This window comes from Acinetobacter piscicola (assembly GCF_002233755.1).
Taxonomy (GTDB): Bacteria; Pseudomonadota; Gammaproteobacteria; order Pseudomonadales; family Moraxellaceae; genus Acinetobacter; species Acinetobacter piscicola.
In genome coordinates, this window is record NZ_NIFO01000001.1 from 71,822 (window position 1) to 90,596 (window position 18,775).

The following is an 18,775-nucleotide window of genomic DNA, read 5'->3' on the forward strand; positions in this document are numbered from 1 at the left end:
AATTTATAGTGATTTGTATATGAGTCGTAAAATAATTCTGTTAAAGTCAAAAAATTACGGATAAATAAATTTGACCTAAGTAAAAGATTAGGGGTAATGGAGAAAATAATGAAAAAAATATTTCCCTTATTATTGCTCGTAGCAGTAGGGAATTTTGCGCATGCAAATACGAGAGATAGTTTACCAAGAGATGTAGAAAAATTTTTACCTGAAGCAAAAATTAAACCAGAAGATGCATCTAAATGGAACTTTGGAGCTGGTGTTACGCAAAAATTGATTCATGTCAATGGTGAATGGGTGAATCCTTATGGTATTGCTTACGCTAAATTAGGTTCATTTTATAACGATGATCATAAATTTGGTGGGCAGATTGGTTTTCGTATACCTGTAGCTTTAAATGGGACTGATAAAAATGGTTTCTATTTAGGTATTTATGGTGGATCGTTACAAAGTAAACCTGTGGATGGAAAAGATGAAGTTCAATATGGTGCAGGTGGCGATTTGGCTTATGTTTTGTTAAATAAAGAGCGTATTAGTACGTTCAGTATTGGTATGGGTGCAGGTAGTGAATTGCATGATAAAAATGGCAAGATGATTGTGGAAACGAGACCGCAAATACAATTTGCGTACACACTTAGTGTAGGCTTCTAAAATTGTTGATGATGTTATGAATACCTTTTGCCCGCAAATATAGAAATAAATACGAGAGTCATGCATGTTGGAATACGTTAGTGATTTGTGGCACGCCTTTACAGCCCGACCAGATCATCTTGCCATATTAAGTATCATACCAGTGACCGCCTTTGTAACATGGGCGCATGTATGGATGGCCTTGAAAATGGTCTTTTATCCAATTAAATTCTGGGGTTTTCATATCGGCCCATTGCCTGTGGGTTGGCAAGGTATTGTGCCGCGTAAAGCTGGACGTATCTCTGGTATCATTACAGACAATACGCTGTCTAAACTAGGATCAATTCAGGAATTCCTTGAGGCTATGGATCCTGAGGACATGGCTCGAATCATTGGTGAACAAGTCGGTTTTGAATTGGAACATTTGATTGATGAGGTGATGATCGATCGTAATGCGACTTTGTGGGAAAACCTACCTTATTCGATTAAGCGAAGAATTTATAATCAAGCACATAAGCAGATGCCAGAGATTCTCAAAAACTTAGTGACTGAGCTCACGATGAATGTAGAATCTTTGGTCAATATGAAAGAAATGATTGTTCGCCAAATGGAAGGCGATCGTCGTTTAATGGTGTATATGTTCCTCAAAGTGGGACAAAAAGAAATTAACTTCATTTGGCATATTAGTGCTGCAATTGGTGCATTCTTTGGTATTTTCCAAATGTTTGTCTATGTTTTTGTGCCACAGCATTGGACCGTTCCTTTTTTCGCTGCAATTTGGGGTTTTTTGACCAACTGGATCGCAATCTGGATGGTGTTTAACCCTGTAGAACCACATTATGTACGTTATCCTCAATTTTTTGAGTTAACTAAAAATCGTAAATTCCCATGGATTAAGCCTGTCATTCCTCGTATTGGAACGTATAATGTGCAGGGTGCTTTTATGAAGCGCCAAGAAGAAGTTTCTGATGTTTTTGCAAGTGTAGTCACAGAAGACCTAATTACGTTAAAATCAATCATGAGTGAAATGATGTATGGGCCCAAAAAGGACAAAACACGACGTATTATCAAACGTCATGTCAATGTCATTATGGAATCGCCTTTAATTCGGACTGCTTTGCAATTGTCAATAGGCCCGAGTGAATACGCAAAGCTCAAGACAGACTTGATTGATCGGTCAATTGAAATTACGATGGTACCTGTTTGCGACCCTGCGTTTAATGCGAGCCGTGCGAAGAAAATCTTTCAGATGTTTAAAGAGCGTATTCGTGAATTAACACCGACAGAGTTTCAAAACTTATTACGTCCCGCTTTTAGGGAAGACGAGTGGATTTTGATTGTATTGGGCGGTGTCACTGGATTTTTTGCAGGTTTAATACATTTGTTTGTGGCTTTCATATAATTTATTAGATGCCAGTCTGATGACAAGTTTTTATTTGTCATGGCAAACGGTATCATACATATTGTTTTAAATGAGGATGTTTTTTTATGCGCATTATATTACTTGGACCACCTGGAGCAGGCAAAGGTACACAAGCTCAGTTGATCTGTAAGCGCTACAATATCCCACAAATTTCAACCGGTGATATGCTCCGTGCTGCGATTCGTGAAGGTACTGAACTAGGTCTTAAAGCTAAAAGTGTAATGGAGTCAGGCGGTTTAGTCTCTGATGAACTTATTATCGGTTTAGTGAAAGAACGTATTGCACAACCTGATTGTGTAAATGGTTGTATCTTTGACGGTTTTCCACGTACGATTCCTCAAGCTGATGCTTTAGAAAAAGAAGGCATCACCATCGATCACGTCATCGAAATTGATGTACCTGATGAAGAAATCGTGAAACGTCTTTCTGGTCGTCGTCAGCATCCTGCTTCTGGTCGTGTTTATCATACAGTTTACAATCCACCAAAAGTGGAAGGTAAAGATGATGAAACTGGTGAAGATCTTGTTCAACGTCCAGATGATGAAGAAGCAACGATTCGTAAGCGTTTAGGTTCGTACCATACTGAAACTGAACAGCTTGTTGGTTTCTACCAAGGTCGTGCAGCTTCTGGTGAAAATGCCCCGACTTATGACAAATTGAATGGCTTACGTGCGATTGAAGATGTTCAAAAAGATTTATTTGCAATCTTAGATAAATAAGACTGTATTCAAAGCATTATTTTAAAGCTTTGACAATTAAAGAGACCTGATTCATATTAGGTCTCTTTTTTTGCCTGTGAAGTTTGGTTCATGAAAATTGCACTTTTGGGATTGGTGATTGTCAGCGTTATTGGTCTGCTTGCATTATTGTGGATGAGCTTCAAATTACTGAGTAAAGCGCAAAAAGAGGAATTAGCAGAACGCCGTGAAATGCGTAAATCTGAGCGATCTCAAGCTGGACAACAACAAGTACATCCGCAAGTCGCGGAAGAACATAAGCGACTTGAAAAGCTAAAAAAAGAGTTAGAAAATAAGAAGTAGTGTTTTAATAAAGTTTCATTTTAAAAATGATATGTGAAATAAAGACGCAGATTAATTTGCGTCTTTATTTAAGAACAAGACCATTAAAATTTCATCTTGATAACCTATTTCACTTTTCATTGCACGTGGTTCAGTCCCATAGATTTGAAATCCATGCTTTTTATAGAGCTGAATGGCGAGATCATTGGTTGATACGACCGAAAGCATAATTTGTTCAACACAATCTTGCGCATAGCTCAGAACAGTTTGTAGAAGTTGTGTTGCGATGCCTTGGCCTCTAAATTGTGGTTCAATATAAAAGCCATAGATATTTGCCTTGTGTGCATTTTTTAAGCCTGTTTCTTGCAGGAAAATAATGACACCAATAATTTGATTTTTATGAAAAGCCCCAACAATAACGCTTCTTTCAATGCGTTCTGCGAATAACGCTAAGGGTCTTTGTGATTCAACTGCATAGGTCGAGCCGAACATTTCAGGATTATGCTTAAGTCCTGAAAGTCGAATTGTTCTGAAGTCATTTGCATCATCGATATTGAGTCGTCGAATATTTATTTCTGTCATTTCTGTTTTTTAAATTGTCACTTTCATCAAATTGTATCTTATAAAATTATTGTTTTTCTGGAAATAGAAAATGGCCAGTTTAGTTACAAATTATGATTATTGAATCATTGTAAGAAGTAAAAGTGTTAAATTAAGAATTTATTTTGTTTAAATGGACTTTTGATTCATTACCACTCAATAAAAATTCAAAAACGATTAATAATTCAATAAGGTGTATATGTTTTCCCATATCATTGTAGGTGTGACAGACTTCGAGCGTGCTTTAAAATTTTATATGCCAATCATGGATGCATTACACATTAAGAATCGATTCATTGAACTAGAGAAGTCTTGGGCTGGGTGGCAATCATCACCAGAACCTCGACCGCTTTTTATTATAAAAAACCATACAATCAGGAACTCCATTTGCAGGGTAATGGGCAAATGGTAGCATTTACAGCACAGTCACGTAAAAAAGTAGATGAAATTTATGCCCTTGCGATTAGTTTAGGCTCAAAGTCTGAAGGTAAACCAGGCCTTAGACCTGAATATCACGAGAATTATTATGGTGCTTATTTCAGAGATTTAGATGGGAATAAGCTTTGTATAGTATGTCATGATCAATGTTAATCAATCGATAGCTCATTTTAACTTAATTTCTCTCACCGCCCCAAACTCATGTCGATCAGGCCAATTACACACATGCGAAACCACACATTCAGCGCATTTTGGTTTGCGTGCAATACAGCAATAACGTCCATGTAAAATTAACCAATGATGTGAATCTAAAATAAATTCTTTTGGAATCACCTTAATGAGGCGATCTTCAACTTCTAAAACATTCTTACCAATAGCTAAACCTGTACGATTTCCAACGCGGAAGATATGTGTATCCACAGCCATAGTCGGTTGACCAAATGCCGTATTGAGCACGACATTGGCAGTTTTACGTCCGACTCCCGGTAGAGCTTCTAAATCAGCACGATTATCGGGAACTTGGCTTTGATGCTTTTCAATGAGGATTTTACAGGCTTTGATGACATTCTCAGCTTTAGAATTGTATAAACCAATGGTTTTTATATATTCTTTCAAGCCATCGACACCCAGCGCATAAATTTTTTCAGGCGTATTGGCAACTGGAAATAGTTTATCTGTTGCTTTATTGACACTTAAATCTGTTGCTTGAGCTGAAAGTGTGACTGCCACTAACAGCTCGAATGGAGAGGAATAATTCAGTTCAGTTTCAGGATGAGGGCGTTGTTCACGCAAAATTTCAAAAAAAGTTTGAATCTGTTTTTTAGTCATATTTTTAACAGTCACAACATTCTCCTCAATAACGATTTTGTAGCATCGTTAATTGTTGTTGCAATTCATTCAATTGCGCTAATTTTTTATCATCCGCTCGTACAGAAAGCTGCTTTTCAAGTTTTTTAATTTGAGTACGAAGTTTTGCTAACTCAATTGTGGTTTTAGCATCAATTGCTGTCGTCGTTTCAGTTGGTTTTTGACTGATTTCTATAGATGGAACAGCTTGGACTTGTGTAGAAAATTGTGCAAATAATTGTGTATCAATTTCTGCACGAACAACTGGACCTTTACGGTGAATTCGTTGTTTTTCTTCACGTTGAATATGCGCATAGTAACGATTTCTTAAATCATTTTGCTCTAAAATTCGAAGTTCTTCATTGGGTAAAGGTTGAATATCTTCAATGAGGTCGATGCAATCGACTGGGCAAGGCGGAATACATAGTTCACAACCTGTACATAAGTCCGTCAGTATCGTATGCATTAATTTACCAGAACCAATAATGGCATCCACAGGGCAGGCGCTAATACATTTGGTGCAACCAATGCATTCATCTTCACGAATAATCGCTTTCATGCGTTGTGGTCGACCATCGGTTTGTATTGGCCATTCACTTTCTTCAGCTGACAACTTCGCTCGATTGAGCAGTGCTGCTAATGCATCAGCAACAGGTTGACCGCCCGGAATGCATTTATTGGCATCTTCACCTTGGACAATAGATTGTGCATAAGGAAGGCAGCCATCACGATGACCACAGAGACCACATTGAGTTTGGGGAAGCAGTGCATCAACTTGCTGAATAAGAGAAATTTGCGAATTCATCTGATAAAAATTTGCTAGGCCTGAAAAGGTAAAGACAAGGGAAATAAGCTAGATATATTAGCATATTTTTATCGTATTTTTTTGACCTAAAATAAGGCTAAATATGTTCAAAAATAATGCATTTCATCAATAGTAAATCATTAAAAAATTGACTGAATTAATATACTAAAATTTATTAATTTAAAATTATTTCATTGAAAATAAATATTATTTTAAAAATATTGAAAAATTGTTGTGATTTTTTGATAAAAGGGATTAAATACTTTGCGCCAAAATGTATCTTTTTAAAATTATTGCCCAGTTTTGATTCACCTTTTCTGAGGATTGTGCGTTGAAATATACTAGCCTAAATGACTTCTTAAATTACGTTAAAGCACGTGATCCCAATCAACCCGAATTCTTACAAGCTGTAGAAGAAGTAATGACCAGTTTATGGCCATTTATTGAAAAGCATCCTGAATATGCTGAACATGGTTTATTAGAACGATTGGTAGAGCCTGAACGTGTGATTCAGTTCCGTGTTGCTTGGGTAGATGATCGAGGGCAAACGCAGGTCAACCGTGCATTCCGTGTTCAATTCAATGCTGCAATTGGACCTTTCAAAGGGGGAATGCGTTTTCACCCATCTGTAAATCTTTCTATTTTAAAGTTTTTAGGCTTTGAACAGACGTTTAAAAATGCTTTAACGACACTGCCTATGGGTGGTGGTAAAGGCGGTTCAGACTTCGATCCTAAGGGGAAATCCGAAGGTGAAATTATGCGTTTCTGCCAAGCTTTGGTCATAGAGTTGTATCGTCATTTAGGCTCAAATACGGATATTCCTGCGGGCGATATTGGTGTAGGTGGCCGTGAAGTTGGTTATATGGCGGGTATGATGAAGAAGCTGAGCAATGACACTTCTTGTGTATTTACAGGCAAGGGTTTATCTTTCGGCGGCTCTTTAGCTCGTCCTGAAGCAACAGGTTTTGGCACGGTGTATTTTGCTGAGGAAATGCTAAAAACACGTGGTGAAAGCTTTAAAGACAAAATTGTTACCATTTCAGGCTCAGGAAATGTGGCTCAATTTGCCGCAGAAAAAGCCATGTATTTGGGTGCGAAAGTGGTTTCACTTTCAGACTCAAATGGTACGGTTTATTTGAAAAATGGTTTTACTAATGAATTGCTTGCAGAAGTGATGGAACTTAAGAATGTAAAACGTGGTCGTATTTCTGAGTTTGCATCTAAACATGGTTTTGAATATTTGGAAGGGCAACGTCCTTGGTCAATCAAGTGTGATATCGCATTACCTTGTGCCACTCAAAATGAATTAAATGAAGAAGATGCCATCATGCTATTGGCAAATGGCACGATTTGTGTTGCCGAAGGCGCAAACATGCCTTCTACACTCGATGCTGTTGAAAAATTTGTTGAAGCGAAGATTCTTTATGCACCGGGTAAAGCATCCAATGCAGGTGGTGTTGCAACCTCTGGTCTTGAAATGTCCCAAAATGCGATTCGTTTGGGTTGGACTTTTGAAGAGGTTGATGAACGATTACATGCAATTATGAAAGAGATTCATCGTAATTGTGTGAAATATGGCGCTCAGGCAGATGGTACTGTGAACTATGTGAATGGTGCAAATATTGCAGGCTTTGTAAAAGTTGCAGATGCAATGCTCGCTCAGGGTGTTTTTTAGTTTTTAGTATGTTGTAGTGCTGAAAAAAACCGATGCAAAAGCATCGGTTTTTTATCCATGTTTAAATTTTGAGGAACTTAGAGCGTTCCTTTTACAGATTCACGTTCAATAATCATATCTTGTACATAAGCGTATTTTGATTGATCTGCAGCAGGATTCTTGATTTCATAACGTTTGATACGAACCACTTGGCGTTCATTTGGACGATGAGTAAAACCATCTATATTGTCATAGAAGAACGTCCAATCTTTATCGACTTGGGTTTTTACACCATTATCTGCATATTTAATTTCACGAACCAGTAAGCATTGTTTCTTCATCACACCCGCAGAACATTCTTTAGTCTCTGGGCTGATTTCTAAGAAAATCGTTTGACCTTCAGACTGATATTTTGTTTCAGCAGTCATCTCACCTGTAAATACAATTTTTTCACCCGTTGCAGCAACCAGTGTAAGTGTTGGTTTTTCAACATCAGTCGTGTCTAGTACAAATGGAACTTTGCGCTCTTGGAATAGGGCAGCTGAAAATTGCTCTTGCTTCATCAGTTCAGGTGAACACATTTTCTGAGTGCTCATTAAACTACCTACTGAAAGTAAACCATTTTCAATTTTCCAAGAAGAACCTTGCATATTACATCCTGTCGCAATACTTAGGCGTTGTTCAGCGAAGTTTAAAACAATTGGTTTAGTCGTACCTGTAGGTTGGTAAGACCATTGATAAGCGCTTAATGTCTGATTGGCATTGCTTTGTTGTTGTAATACTTTCACAGTAGTGTCACCTAATGTTTGAATACCCCCAGATTGACATGCTGCAAGTGCGAATGGAAGAACTGCTAAAGCTAAATATTTGAATTTCATGTTTTAATCACATTTAAAAAGCATAGCTATAGGATAAAGCATCAATCCTGAAAAGATATGGATACATTTTATGAATTCAGTTTCAAAATGTATCCATTCAGCTAAAACTTAAACAGAAATTAAAAAAACGCTAAGAAATTGTTTAATTTAGTCAAAACGATAGATGTCCATGCCTAATGCACCCATAGAAAAACTACTGTGTACGATACTGAAACGAGGCCCAGTACCCATTGCAAAAAACAGCGGCGCAAAGTGTTCAATCGTCGGATGGTTTTTTTGTACATAGGGAATATCTTGCCATTCTAAAACGGCATCATATTGGCTATGGGTTAATTTATGAACCACATAATTACGAAACGTTGATGCCCATTCAGGTACATTGTTATTGTCACCATTCCAAGACAGTTCTCTTAAGTTATGGGTAATACTGCCCGAACCGATCAATAAAATTTGCTTTTCACGTAAAGGCGCAAGTGCTTGTCCAATTTTATAGATTTCATCGGCGCTCATATTCATCGGTAATGAAATTTCAATCACAGGAATATCAGCATCAGGATACATGTGCAATAACGGCATCCACACACCATGATCACGTGGTCGAGTGCTGTTGGCATGTGCAGGAATGTGTGCTTCTGCTAAGACATGTAGAATTTCTTCAGCAAGCTCAGGATTCCCAGGAGCAGGGTAACGCATTTCGTAAAGCGCAGGTGGAAATCCTCTAAAATCATGCCAAGTTTCTGGGCGTACACCTGTATTTACTTCGAGCGCATTACTCTCCCAATGTGCAGACATAACAATAATGGCCTGCGGTTTTGGTAAGTTTAAACCTAAACGATGCAATGCTGGCCCAACTTGTTCAGGATCAAGCGCGAGCATAGGAGAGCCATGTGAAATAAATAAACCGGGGAGTGTTTGTAAATTCATATCAATACGCCTAAAACAGTGTGTGCAAAACGGGATTTCATCTGAATTGAGTTAAATCTTTTGTGTTGTTTATTCAAAATAATCAATAACAGATTGAAGTTTGAATCATTCATTTATTCACGATGATATCTCTCATATTTTTCAATATCATAATTAACAGTAATGTTTGATTTCTATCAACAACCTTTCTATCTATTATCATCTCAAAGTTTCAATAACGGCATAAGCCTATTTATTTCAACAGAATGTTGCATCTATGCAACGCCAGTATCGATTGTGGTTGATCATATTAAATGAATCATTAACCTGCCCGATGATATGGATGATTATGGTTAATCGTCATTGCACGATAGAGCTGTTCGATGAGCATGACCCGAACCATAGGATGCGGTAAGGTTAGTTTGGACAATGACCAATGCCAAGCCGCTGCTTTACGCACAGCTTCCGAATGACCATCTGGGCCACCAATCGCTAAAACGACATCATTTCCTTCAAGCATCCATTCTTTCATGGTTTCTGCAAGTTTTTCGGTACTAAACTCACGGCCGCCGACTTCAAGTGCAATCAATACTTCATTTTGTTTAACTGCTGCAAGTATGCTGTCACCCTCAATTTGACGGTATTTTAAAATATCTGCTTCTGAATCATTTTTACCACGTTTTGCCATGGGTAATTCAAGAATCTGTGTTTGTACAAAAGGTTGAATGCGTTTGAAGTAGTCTTCAAAACCTGTAAGTACCCAAGCAGGCATTTTTTGACCAATGGTAAGAATGCGGATTTTCATATTAACAATTTCTAACGTGGCAATAGCACATTATAACGCTATATTGATCATTCTCAGGATGAGAACAGGGCAGTTTTTAAAGAATCAGTTTTTAATATGAGTTCCAAATAACGAGCGATCGTAACACTAACATTCAAAATTGGATTTATAGGTGCAATTTCAGGATATGTTTAAGACTATTTTAAAACGACTCATGTTTATTTTTGTAAGCTGTATCTCAATATGCAGTTACGCAGATAGTAGTATGTATCGTCAGGCAGATGCTTATCGTTTAAAGGATTATTTAGGCAATATTGTTTCACCGACTGCATTTAGAAATCATCAAAATATTCAAGAATTAGATCGTGTTGCAGCCTATATCAAACAACGCGTTGAACAGTTTTCAATTCCTTGTGAATATCAACCCTATCAAGTTTCAGGTAAAACCTATCGTAATGTGATTTGCCATTTGCAGACAGGGAATGCTCAGAAAGTCATTATTGGTGCACATTATGATGTGTATGGAAATTTTAACGGCGCAGATGATAATGCTTCAGGCGTTGCAGGTGTAATTGAAACTGCTCGTATTTTGGCAATCAATAAAACACGTTTGAAACATAATATTGATTTTGTATTTTATACTTTAGAAGAACCGCCGTATTTCAGAACAGAGAATATGGGCAGTTATGTGCATGCAAAATCTATTTTAAATCAGAAAGATCAAATTCGAGCTGTCTATATTCTGGAAATGATCGGTTATTTTAACCATAAACAAGTACAAGATTATCCATCTGGTTTAGCCTTGTTTTATCCTAAGCATGGTAACTTCATTGGAGCAGTGAGTAATTTGAGTTCTCGGAATTTAAGCGAAAACTATTGCGACTCGATGAAATCAATTCAACAGTTGGATTGTCAGCGTTTAATTGCACCATCTTTTGTGCAAGGTGTAGATTTTTCAGATCATTTGAATTATTGGAATTTTGAAATGCCTGCGATCATGATTACTGACACTGCTTTTTTTAGAAATAAGCATTACCACACCAAGGATGACACAGTCGAAAAACTGAATTTTAATAAAATGGCTGAAGTGGTGAATGGTTTGGTTTATGTTCTTTTAGAGAAAAATAACTAGGTTTAATTCATTGATTAAATTTGATTTTTTTTACGCATAAAAAAACACAGTCTTAAAAATTTAGACTGTGTTTTAACTTCTAATCGTCTGGAGAATCGTTTAGAAGTTAATCAACTACAAACAAATACTTAATATAAAGATGAGGTTGTTTTGCAATTATTCAAGTTCATTTGATGCTTTCAATGGTTAAAATTTAAACATATTTTCAAACAATTTGAAATATAAAAAAGCACAATTTATTAAAAAGAGTTTCTTTTACTTATTTGTATTCATTTGATTATTCCATTGAATGAATGCCAAATAGGTTACCTTCTGTATCGATCCCTAAGACGATATGACCATGTTCACCAATTGACATTTTTGCTTGTTGTATTTGTCCTCCAGCGGCTTCAATCCTTGCTTGTTCAATTGCACAATCTTCACTACTAAAATAAATGACGGTGCTATTTCCACCTACAGGCATTCCATCCATTTTGACCAATGAACCTGTTGCACCATATTGCTGCATATCTGAAGGAAAAGTCCACATTTCCATGGAAGTATCATTGGGATCGCTCAGTTGAGTAAGTTGTAGGTTAAATAAACTTTCATAGAATTTTTTGGCTCTATCCATATCATTCACATAGATTTCGAACCAACAGACTGGATTTGACATTCGGATATTCCTTTTATTTTAGATAAGCTGATCATTCAGCATTTTTATTCAAGCTTATTCATTATGCGGTAAAGTACAAAGAGTGAAATTTGAATATTGTAAGCGAAGCTACATCGTGTAATTTTATTTGTATGAATACCTATCATCTATCAGATTTATAAAGAAAAAAAGAGCGCCGTAGCGCTCTTTTATTTTGTATCAAACTTTTATAACAAAAGCTTAATGACGTGCTGCTTTTTTGCTGTCGTCAACGGCTTTCACAATCGGTGCTTTAACCAATGGTTTAGGTTGTTCAACCAATGCAAGTGGCAGAATCTCATCGATACTTTTCACTGCTTTAATTTCCAAACCATCTTTCACGTTTTGTGGAATTTCAGCCAAATCACGTACGTTATCTTGTGGGATAAAGACCAGTTTTACACCACCACGATGTGCAGCTAAAAGCTTCTCTTTTAAACCACCGATACGCATTGCACGACCACCTAAACTCGTTTCACCTGTCATTGCAATATCAGGGCGAATCGCAATTCCTGTAAATGCTGAAACAAGGGCAGTGGTTAAAGCTAAACCTGCAGATGGTCCATCTTTTGGTGTTGCACCTTCAGGTAAATGCACGTGTACATCCGTTTCTTCAAAACGAGAAGCTTCAATACCCAGTTCATCTGCACGAGTACGAACAACCGTCATTGCAGCGGTAATCGATTCTTTCATTACGTCTCCGAGTGAACCCGTCGTAATGAATTTACCTTTACCTTTCACTGCTGCAACTTCAATGGTGAGTAATTCACCACCAACAGAAGTCCAAGCCAAGCCATTTACACGACCGATTTGTGCTTCAGTTTCAGCCATACCGTAGTCGAATTTATGCGCACCCAAGTATTCTGGTAAGTTTTCAGCGGTTACATCGATATGTAAATTTTTCGCTTTCTTACTTACAGACTCTTTAACCACTTTACGTGCAATTTTCGATACTTCACGCTCAAGGTTACGCACGCCTGCTTCACGTGTATAACGACGTACGATGTCACGAATCGCTTCTTCATGAACAGTCAATTCTTTAGCTCGTAAACCATTGTTCTTAACTGCTTTTGGAACAAGGTAACGGTCTGCAATATTGACTTTTTCATCTTCGGTATAACCCGGAAGACGAATCACTTCCATACGGTCTAAAAGCGCCTCTGGAATGTTCATGCTGTTTGCAGTACAGATGAACATCACTTCTGATAAATCAAGATCAAGATCTAAATAGTGATCATTGAATTTATTATTCTGTGATGGATCTAATACTTCAAGCAAGGCTGAAGCAGGATCGCCACGGTAGTCTTGCGCCATTTTGTCAACTTCGTCGAGTAAGAACAGTGGGTTCTTCACGCCGACTTTTGTCAACGATTGCACAATTTTACCCGGCATCGCACCAATATAAGTACGACGGTGACCACGAATTTCCGCTTCATCACGTACACCACCTAGTGCCATACGTACAAATTCACGACCTGTTGCTTTGGCAATCGATTCGCCTAGTGAGGTTTTACCCACACCCGGAGGACCGACTAAGCATAGAATTGGACCACGAAGTTTTTTGACACGTGATTGAACAGCTAAGTATTCAACAATACGTTCTTTCACTTCATCCAAACCATAATGGTCTGTGTCCAAAATTTCCTGAGCTTTCGGCAAGTTAATGCTCACTTTGCTCGCTTTATTCCAAGGCGTATCTAAAATCGCCTCAATATAGTTACGAACAACAGCAGCTTCACTTGAAGCAGGTTGCATTGCTTTCAGTTTACGGAATTCGTTTTCAGCTTTTTTACGTACATGTTCGGGTAAATCAGCTTCAGCTAATCGTTTTTCGATTTCTGCAACATCATCTTCCGCACCACCATTCATGTCAGAAAGTTCACGCTGAATCACCTTCATCTTTTCATTGAGGAAGTATTCGCGTTGGTTTTTCTCCATTTGGCGTTTTACAGAGTCATGTAAAGTTTGTTCAATCTGTTGTTCTTCAGATTGTTGTAACAAATAAGTCATTAACTCTTGTAAATGTGCTTCGAACTCATCGTGTTCTAAGAATTTTTGTTTTACATCAATATTCAAAGGTACACGAGTTGCAACGAAGAACAATAATTGCAATAAATCATCTATCTTATTTGCCGCAGCGATTAACTCACGTACATTACGCAATTTTGCTTCTGCGTATTGGGAGAATAGTGCACGTAATTCTTCGACACGTGTTGCTTGAGTTGATGCATCGACATCAACAGTCATTGGGCTTAATGCATGTTCAGAAGAAAGGTATTCACCATTATCAATGATTTCTACCAATTTAGAACGATGTAAGCCTTCAATTAATACTTTTATACAGTTTTCATCATTTTCGTGATTCACAACTTGCACGATCTTCGCGACAGTACCGTATTGATATAAGTTGTCGTGATCAATTTCTTCTGTAAGCGAATCTTTTTGTGCAACCACAAATACTAAATTGTCACTGTTACGAGCCACATCAACTGCATTGATCGATTTTTCACGACCTACAAATAGCGCAATTTGCATGTGCGGATAAACCACGACATCACGTAACGCTAAAAGCGGTAATACACTTGGAACCTGTAGCTCTAAGCTTTCTTGATTCATAATAATCTCAGACATGGGCACTCCTAATGAGTGACAACGGTGTTGCCATGTTTTTTATAGTGATTGCTATTTTAAAAATTACAAGGGCATTGCCGAATAAAAAGCAAAATTATTTGCAAGTCATTGATTCTATATTGGGTCTTTATGGTTGAATTGGCTGAACTGTCAGCAGAATAACTCTTATTCTTTGCTTGTTTAATGCTATTTTTATGAAAAATAATGCTAAGCATTGCTGCCAAGATCACAATATTTTCATCTGAAAATATGCTATTTACCGTGATTTTTACAGAGAATAAAAATAATTTTCACCTGTTATTTACGCCGAAAATAAAAAGTCTTTGATGGGCAAATAAAAGCATCTAAAGCTTGATCCCAAGCATGACGGTCTAAACTTAGATCTAAGTACTGGAAATCATGTCCCAAACCTAAACGAAATGGTTTGTGTGGTGCAGAAGCCAATGTTCGATCATAAAATCCACCGCCCATGCCCATACGTGTGCCATAACGGTCACATGCGAGCAATGGCATGATTAACAGGTCTAAATGTGAAACATGAATGCCACGGCTTGCCATGGGTTCTCGCATACCTAAAGGGTGTAAGCTAAATCGTTTATTTCGGTAGATATTTTTAGAAATTTTCACCCAAACCAAATGATGATTCATATTACAAATCATGGGTAAGTAAATAGTTTTATTCAACGCAAAGCATTGTTCTATTATTATTTTGGTTTGTATTTCACCAAAGGCATCTAAATATAATCCGATTTTTTGCGCAGTGTGGAACTGAGGACACTTTAAAATTTTTTGTAAACATTGAGTCGTAGAAATACCTTGCTGAAAACGATTGAGGTTCCGGCGTTGTTTTCTTAATTTTTGTCGTAAAGTTGAAGTTTGTTGAGTCATAAAAATTACTGTTTTAATGCTTTTAAAATTGGACAACAATTTTCAGTAGTGGTTTTACATTCATCAATCCAAGTGCTTAGACGTATTTTAAGTGATTCTAACTCATGAATGCGTTGATCAATTTTTTCTAAACGTTGCTGAATCACATGACGGACTTGTTCACGGTCATTGAGTTGTAAATTTAATAACTCTTGAACTTCACTCAATTGTAAACCCGCATCTTTGGCTTTTTGAATAAAACTCAATGTTTCAACATCTTGATCATTGTAATAGCGATAACTTGACGTGGTTTCAGGCACACGTAATAAGCCAATCCGTTGATAATAACGGATCGTTTCCACACTCACATGACATTGTTTTGCAAGTTTTCCAATCGTGATCATAAAAACCTCAAAAAGACTTGACTCTGTACCTAGGTACAGAGTTTATCTTAACACAATCAAGAAAGAAAAGAGGTGAGTCTGATGAGTGGGCATGAAAAATCAAGTTGCTGTTCGGGGCAGAAATCCACATTGGAATGGGTGAAAATTGATCCTGTATGCGGTATGAATGTGTCTGAAGATTCAGTACATTCTTTTGAGTTTGAAAATAAAAAATATCTATTCTGTAGTGATCGCTGTCAACAGAAATTTATGCAAAATCCGCAAAGCTATTTGCAAAAAGATTTGCAAAAAGTTCAGCCAAAAGATCAACAATCTAAGTCTTCAACTTGCTGTGGTAGTAAAACAGAAGTAGTTGAAAAAACAGCCTCTTGCTGTGGAACTGATCAGGCTGAAACGAAAGCTGAATACATTGATCCTGTCTGTAAAATGACCGTAACGGATTTAAGCAAGCCACATACAAACTATCAGGGTGAAAGCTATTATTTCTGTTGCAATGGTTGTTTGAATAAATTTACGGCACACCCTGAACAATACTTAAATCCACAAGTTGAAACAAAGTCAGGCTGTGGTTGTAGTCGTAAAACTATGCCTTTAGCAGAAGCTCAAGTAGAAGAAATTCAGCCAAAAAGTGCTGCTTGCTGTGGCAGTAAAAAAGCTGAACCTGTAAAAACATCCAGTTGTTGTGGTGGAAGCCATTCTCAACACAATCATTCTCATTCAACGGGTACAGCTATTGATCCTGTCTGCGGTATGTCGGTTGATCAAAGCACAGATTTAAAAACAGATTATCAAGGTCAAACTTATTATTTTTGTCATCCTTCTTGTTTGGATAAATTCAAAAATGATCCTGAACCCTATCTGATTCCGATGGATCAACGTGCTGCACCAGAAGGCATGGATGATGTGTTATTTACTTGTCCAATGGATCCTGAAATTGTCCAAAAAGGGCCGGGGACTTGTCCAATTTGTGGTATGGCATTAGAACCAATGCAACCGACTTTGGATGAGGGGCCAAATCCTGAATTGGTCGATTTTTCAAATCGTTTTTGGAAAACTTTGCCATTAACCCTGATTGTTTTTGTATTGGCAATGGGTTCACATATTCATGCTTTTATTCCACAACATATTCAGCCGTGGATTGAATTGGTGTTATCAATTCCTGTGGTACTTTGGGCAGGTTGGCCTTTCTTAGAACGTTGCTGGATTTCATATAAAACTTGGCATTTAAATATGTGGAGTTTGATCGGTGTTGGGATTCTTGCAGCATTTATTTACAGTGTAGTGGCAACCATTTTCCCATCATTGATCCCGATGGAAGCGAAAACAGGACATGGCGTTGCGGTCTATTTCGAAGCAGCTTGTATGATTGTATCTTTGAGTTTGCTCGGTCAAATCATGGAGTTGAAAGCACGTTCTAAAACAGCGGATTCTTTACGTGCTTTGCTCAAGTTACAACCTAATAAAGCCAAACGTATTGAAAATGGGCAAGCTGTTGAAGTTGATATTGCACAGATACAACAAGGCGATATTTTACAGATTTCATCAGGTGAGCAAGTTCCCTTAGATGGCGTTGTTCTTGAAGGTAAAACCTATATTGATGAATCGATGATGACAGGTGAGCCTGTTCCTGTGAAAAAGGAAAAGGGTGATCATGTGATTGGCGGAACAGTCAATCAACAAGGTTCGATCCGTATCGAAACCACAGCAGTGGGGACACAAACCACACTTGCTAAAATGATTCAAATCGTGGCAGATGCACAGCGTTCAAAAGCACCGCTACAAAAAATGGCAGATGTGGTTGCCAAATACTTTGTCATGATTGTTTTAGCGATTAGTGTTTTAACTTTTATTGGGTGGATGGTTTTCGGCGGGGCGAATTTTGATTTAGCCTTGATGTGTGCTGTTGCAGTACTCATTATTGCATGTCCATGTGCTTTAGGGCTTGCCACACCAATGTCTGTGATGGCAACCACAGGTCGTGCTGCACAAAAAGGTGTGTTGTTTAAAAATGCTGAAGCCATTGAAGCTTTGAGTAAGGTTAATGTTATTGTCGTTGATAAAACAGGAACATTAACTGAAGGTAAACCAAGTTTGAAAGAGGTTAAATTGTTGTCTGATCAAATAGATCAACAGCAAGCAGAGCGTTGGATTGCTTCCTTAGAACAGTATTCAACGCATCCAATTGCACAGACCTTAACAAAGTTGGTCGAACCCAAAGATTTAATTCAAATTAATGATTTTGAAGATGTCACAGGTTTTGGTGTTAAAGGTACGATTGATGGGCAAATGGTTTATGTCGGGAGTCAGAAGCTTTTGCAAAACTTAAATTTAAACATTGATGCAAATACGCTACAGCAAATCGAGCAGATTCGAGAAACAGGTAATGTATTGAGTTTCTTGGCCAATGATCAAACAGTTTTAGCTTACATCGCCATCCACGATGCAATTAAAGCCAATGCCAAACAGGTGATTGATCAGCTACATGCGGATGGTATTGAAGTGATAATGGCGACAGGTGACCATGAAAAGAATGCACAATTGGTGGCAAAAGAATTGGGTATTCAGCATGTGTATGGCAACTGTGATCCAACTGAAAAATTGAATATTGTGAAACAGTATCAATCACAAGGTAAAGTTGTGGCAATGGCTGGAGATGGCATCAATGATGCACCCGCTTTGGCACAGGCAGATGTAGGCATTGCAATGGGTACGGGAACGGATATTGCCAAACAAACAGGGCAAGTGACTTTGGTTAAAGGTGATATTCGTGGTGTTGCAGATGCTTTACATATGGCAAAACAGGGTGTACGTAATATGAAGCAGAATCTTGCATTTTCCTTTGTTTATAATGGTTTAGGTGTTCCTGTGGCAGCAGGTATTTTCTATCCATTAACAGGTTTGTTGTTGACGCCGATGTTGGCAGCAGTCGCGATGTCGCTGAGTTCGTTGTCTGTGGTGATTAATGCGTTGAGATTAAATAAATCTTGATGGTTTTGATTGTATATTGTTGAAATTAAGCAGCTCAGGGTATCTGATAAATCCTCCCCAACCCTCCTTTTTCAAAGGTGAGGAGCATGCTCCGCAAGGG

17 protein-coding genes and 1 pseudogene are annotated in these 18,775 nt (G+C 37.7%); 8 read left to right on the forward strand and 10 right to left on the reverse strand.

The annotated features are described in order from the left end of the window. Positions 1-108: 108 nt before the first annotated feature. From CDA10_RS05235 to CDA10_RS05250, 4 genes are all read left to right on the forward strand, one after another. Positions 109-651, forward strand: a complete 543-nt coding sequence (locus tag CDA10_RS05235) for a hypothetical protein (protein ID WP_089604421.1) — start codon at positions 109-111, stop codon at positions 649-651. Positions 652-715: 64 nt separating this feature from the next. Next, complete coding sequence (locus CDA10_RS05240; protein ID WP_089604422.1) at positions 716-2,032, forward strand: DUF445 domain-containing protein; 1,317 nt, start codon at positions 716-718, stop codon at positions 2,030-2,032. 86 nt (positions 2,033-2,118) lie between these two features. Beyond that, positions 2,119-2,772, forward strand: coding sequence for an adenylate kinase (gene adk / locus CDA10_RS05245; RefSeq protein ID WP_089604423.1), 654 nt, complete (start codon positions 2,119-2,121; stop codon positions 2,770-2,772). Between the two features lie 90 nt (positions 2,773-2,862). Further along, positions 2,863-3,093, forward strand: coding sequence for a hypothetical protein (locus CDA10_RS05250; protein ID WP_089604424.1), 231 nt, complete (start codon positions 2,863-2,865; stop codon positions 3,091-3,093). A 51-nt stretch (positions 3,094-3,144) separates the two neighbouring features. Here the strand turns inward: CDA10_RS05250 and CDA10_RS05255 are convergent, their stop codons facing one another. Next, positions 3,145-3,654 carry a GNAT family N-acetyltransferase gene (locus CDA10_RS05255; RefSeq protein WP_089604425.1) on the reverse strand — a complete coding sequence of 170 codons (510 nt, stop codon included), beginning with the start codon at positions 3,652-3,654 and terminating at the stop codon, positions 3,145-3,147. A 423-nt stretch (positions 3,655-4,077) separates the two neighbouring features. Between CDA10_RS05255 and CDA10_RS05260 the strand changes: the two genes are divergently transcribed. Then, positions 4,078-4,263 (forward strand): VOC family protein, encoded by a 186-nt coding sequence (locus CDA10_RS05260; RefSeq protein ID WP_267284014.1) that lies wholly within the window; start codon positions 4,078-4,080, stop codon positions 4,261-4,263. A gap of 12 nt (positions 4,264-4,275) precedes the next feature. On the opposite strand, the gene nth is transcribed toward CDA10_RS05260, so the two are convergent. Both nth and CDA10_RS05270 read right to left on the reverse strand, forming a co-directional pair. Beyond that, a complete protein-coding gene (gene nth, locus CDA10_RS05265; protein WP_089604427.1) occupies positions 4,276-4,953 on the reverse strand; it encodes an endonuclease III in 678 nt (225 codons plus the stop codon). Positions 4,954-4,963: 10 nt separating this feature from the next. Beyond that, complete coding sequence (locus tag CDA10_RS05270) at positions 4,964-5,761, reverse strand: RnfABCDGE type electron transport complex subunit B (protein ID WP_089604428.1); 798 nt, start codon at positions 5,759-5,761, stop codon at positions 4,964-4,966. A 303-nt stretch (positions 5,762-6,064) separates the two neighbouring features. On the opposite strand from CDA10_RS05270, the pseudogene gdhA reads away from it, so the two are divergent. After that, positions 6,065-7,436 (forward strand): annotated as a pseudogene (gene gdhA, locus CDA10_RS05275) (NADP-specific glutamate dehydrogenase). 77 nt (positions 7,437-7,513) lie between these two features. Here gdhA and CDA10_RS05280 read toward each other — a convergent pair. The 3 genes from CDA10_RS05280 to rlmH all read right to left on the reverse strand — a co-directional run bounded on the left by CDA10_RS05280 (position 7,514) and on the right by rlmH (position 10,001). Further along, on the reverse strand, positions 7,514-8,293 hold the full coding sequence (locus tag CDA10_RS05280; protein ID WP_089604430.1) for a DUF4377 domain-containing protein: 780 nt from the start codon (positions 8,291-8,293) through the stop codon (positions 7,514-7,516). Between the two features lie 147 nt (positions 8,294-8,440). Further along, a complete protein-coding gene (locus tag CDA10_RS05285) occupies positions 8,441-9,217 on the reverse strand; it encodes a dioxygenase family protein (protein ID WP_089604432.1) in 777 nt (258 codons plus the stop codon). Between the two features lie 301 nt (positions 9,218-9,518). Then, the gene (gene rlmH, locus CDA10_RS05290) at positions 9,519-10,001 is read right to left on the reverse strand and encodes a 23S rRNA (pseudouridine(1915)-N(3))-methyltransferase RlmH (RefSeq protein ID WP_089604435.1); all 483 of its coding nucleotides are present in this window, start codon (positions 9,999-10,001) and stop codon (positions 9,519-9,521) included. A 193-nt stretch (positions 10,002-10,194) separates the two neighbouring features. Between rlmH and CDA10_RS05295 the strand changes: the two genes are divergently transcribed. Beyond that, a complete protein-coding gene (locus tag CDA10_RS05295; protein ID WP_228704608.1) occupies positions 10,195-11,112 on the forward strand; it encodes a M28 family peptidase in 918 nt (305 codons plus the stop codon). 277 nt (positions 11,113-11,389) lie between these two features. Here the strand turns inward: CDA10_RS05295 and CDA10_RS05300 are convergent, their stop codons facing one another. The 4 genes from CDA10_RS05300 to CDA10_RS05315 form a co-directional block, all read right to left on the reverse strand. Further along, complete coding sequence (locus CDA10_RS05300; protein WP_089604436.1) at positions 11,390-11,767, reverse strand: VOC family protein; 378 nt, start codon at positions 11,765-11,767, stop codon at positions 11,390-11,392. 219 nt (positions 11,768-11,986) lie between these two features. Further along, a complete protein-coding gene (gene lon / locus CDA10_RS05305; protein ID WP_089604437.1) occupies positions 11,987-14,416 on the reverse strand; it encodes an endopeptidase La in 2,430 nt (809 codons plus the stop codon). A gap of 297 nt (positions 14,417-14,713) precedes the next feature. Beyond that, the gene (locus tag CDA10_RS05310) at positions 14,714-15,304 is read right to left on the reverse strand and encodes a 5-formyltetrahydrofolate cyclo-ligase (protein ID WP_089604439.1); all 591 of its coding nucleotides are present in this window, start codon (positions 15,302-15,304) and stop codon (positions 14,714-14,716) included. Between the two features lie 5 nt (positions 15,305-15,309). Beyond that, positions 15,310-15,687 carry a MerR family transcriptional regulator gene (locus CDA10_RS05315; RefSeq protein WP_089604441.1) on the reverse strand — a complete coding sequence of 126 codons (378 nt, stop codon included), beginning with the start codon at positions 15,685-15,687 and terminating at the stop codon, positions 15,310-15,312. A gap of 81 nt (positions 15,688-15,768) precedes the next feature. Here CDA10_RS05315 and CDA10_RS05320 point away from each other — a divergent pair, with 81 nt between their 5' ends. Further along, a complete protein-coding gene (locus tag CDA10_RS05320) occupies positions 15,769-18,675 on the forward strand; it encodes a heavy metal translocating P-type ATPase (protein ID WP_089604443.1) in 2,907 nt (968 codons plus the stop codon). Positions 18,676-18,775 lie beyond the last annotated feature (100 nt).